General features: G+C 68.4%; 1 protein-coding gene and 1 pseudogene. Both read left to right on the top strand.

Translation table 11 applies throughout. The features are described from left to right. Window positions 1-332 (top strand): annotated as a pseudogene (locus tag AB7U92_RS25420) (hypothetical protein); the annotation flags it as partial. 407 nt (window positions 333-739) lie between these two features. Further along, window positions 740-2,744: adenosylcobalamin-dependent ribonucleoside-diphosphate reductase (locus AB7U92_RS25425; protein WP_428583379.1), on the top strand; the 2,005-nt coding region annotated here is incomplete at its 3' end.

Here is a 2,744-nt window from a genome sequence, read left to right on the forward strand (position 1 = left end):
ACGGCTCCGCACAGACCCCCACCGGCCTGGCCAGCATCCACGACGGCCGCTATCCCGTCGGCGGCGCCCTGTTCGTCGAGCTCAACACGGCCGACGACGAGATGCCGGAGCCACTGGCCATGCTGAGCTGCAACCTGGCGCCTTCGGGTGTCACGCTGGCCGACGACGAGTTCTGCGTGAAGTCGTGGTCCGAGAACGAGCCGCTGATCGAGCCCCTGCTCGCCACCGGCCTCTTCGAGGACACCGGCCGGCGCACGCCAACCGGCTACGCGGTCTCGCCGACCTGGCGCATCAAGAACCCGCAGTTCGTGCCACCGCGGCGCGGACGCTGAAGATCCTGGGCACCACCGTGGTCAGTCGCATCGCCTCCCCGGCGGCGCGGCTGACCCCGGTGGCCCGCTGTCGTCGAAGGTCGCGCGAGGTGCTGGCGGTTCTTTCCCGAGGGAGTGGAACCCTTCGGAAAGCATCGCTTCCCCAGCAGGCAGCTGACAGGCCTGGCGCCCTTCGGCGCGAAGTCAGCCCTTCAATCGCGGCCCCTGCCCTGCAGTGGCCACACACCGGACCCGACCCCGTCTTGTCCGGGCCATCCCCCGTCGGGCGGCACACCGATCGGCCTGCAAAGGCCATCCGCCGCCCTCCCGCCCACAAAGCGCATCCGAGCGTTGCCCGTTGCCTCGCAATACCGCGAGCAGCCCGGCAACGCCTTGCCGCGTGGGTACCCCGTTCCCGAGGAGTTTTCATGAACCTCAGAGACCTTGTCCCCTCCGCCGCGGCTCTGAAGCCGCAAGCGATCAGCCTCGATGTCCTGCGCGAGAAGTACTGCAAGGACAACGAGACGTCGATCGAGGACGTCAACGCGCGCGTCGCCAACGCGCTCGCGGACGTCGAGCCCGAACGTCGAGACCAGCACCGTGAAGCTTTCCTGTGGGCACTGCAGCAGGGCTTCCTGCCGGCCGGTCGCATCCAGTCCGCCGCAGGTACGCCCCTCGCGGCCACGCTCATCAACTGCTTCGTGCAGCCGGTGGGCGACTCCATCGCGCAAGTCGACGATGGCTATCCCGGCATCTACACCGCGCTGACCGAAGCCGCCGAAACGATGCGGCGCGGCGGCGGCGTGGGCTACGACTTCTCGCGCATCCGCCCGCGCGGCGCTTGGGTGGGCAGCACACGCAGCCACGCTTCGGGCCCGGTGAGCTACATGCAGATCTTCGACCGCTCGTGCGAAACCGTGGAAAGCGCCGGCGCGCGGCGCGGCGCCCAGATGGGCGTCCTGCGCTGCGATCACCCGGACATCGAGGAGTTCATCCACGCGAAGGACGACGGTGGCCTGAAGAACTTCAACCTCTCCATCGCCGTGACCGATGCGTTCATGCAGGCCGTCCTGGCCGATGGCGAGGTGGATCTGGTTCACCGAGCCGAGCCGGGCGAAGCACAGAAGGCCACTGGCGCGCGCCGGCGCGAAGGCAGCGAGCGCGCCTGGATCTACCGCACCGTGAAGGCCCGCGACCTGTGGGACCAGATCATGCGGTCCACCTACGACCACGCCGAACCCGGCGTGCTCTTCATCGACACGATCAACCGCGACAACAACCTGTCGTACTGCGAGACGATCGAGAGCTGCAACCCCTGTAGCGAGCAGTCGCTGCCGGCCTATGGCTGCTGCTGCCTGGGCTCCATCGACCTGACACGGTTCGTGCTCGATCCGTTCGAGCCGGCGGCGCGCTTCGACGACCAACGGTTCACGCAAGTGGCCGGCGTCGCGGTGCGCATGCTGGACAACGTGCTCGACACGACGGTGTGGCCGCTGGCGCAACAGCAGCGGCAGGCGATCGACAAGCGCCGGGTGGGTCTGGGCTTCACCGGCCTGGGCGATGCCCTCGTGATGCTGGGCCTTGCCTACGGCACGTCCGAAGCGCGCGCGCAGGCCCGGCGCATCGCCGAGTTGATGCGCGACGCGGCCTACGCGGCATCGGTGGAACTCGCGCGCGAGCGGGGCGCCTTCCCGGCGTTCGATGCCGAGCTCTACCTGTCGCGTGGCACCTTCGCCTCGCGTCTGCCCGCGCACCTGCGCGAGCAGATCCGGCAGCACGGCATCCGCAACTCGCACCTGCTGTCGATCGCGCCCACGGGCACGATCAGCCTGGCCTTCGCGGACAACGCCAGCAATGGCATCGAGCCCGCCTTCAGCTGGAGCTACCAGCGCAAGAAGCGCATGCCGGACGGCGGCACGAAGGAGTACGCCGTCGAGGATCATGCGTGGCGGCTGTATCGGCATCTGAAGGGCGAGCAGGCGACGCTGACACCGGCGTTCATCACCGCGCTGGAGCTCAGCGCGACCGACCACGTGGCCATGGTGGCCGCCGTGGCGCCTTGCATCGACACCGCCATCTCCAAGACGGTCAACGTCCCGGCGGACTACCCCTACGCGGACTTCAAGGACCTGTACCTGCAGGCCTGGCAGGCCGACATCAAGGGACTGGCGACCTTCCGGCCCAACCGCGTGACCGGGGCGGTGCTGAGCGTCGAAAGCGCATCGGCGGCCACGTTGCCCACATCGGACGGTGATGACCCACTGCGCCGGCAGTTCGACAGCCGGCCGCCGGGCGATCTCGAAGGTGTCACCTCGAAGGTCGAGTACTGCACGAGCGAAGGCAAGAAGTCGGTCTACCTGACCATCAACTTCATGCGCGTGGCGGGAACCGTCGACGGCCGCCAGGTCGTCATCGAACGGCCGGTCGAGTTCT

The organism is Piscinibacter sp. (assembly GCF_050175855.1).
Taxonomy (GTDB): Bacteria; Pseudomonadota; Gammaproteobacteria; order Burkholderiales; family Burkholderiaceae_C; genus Piscinibacter.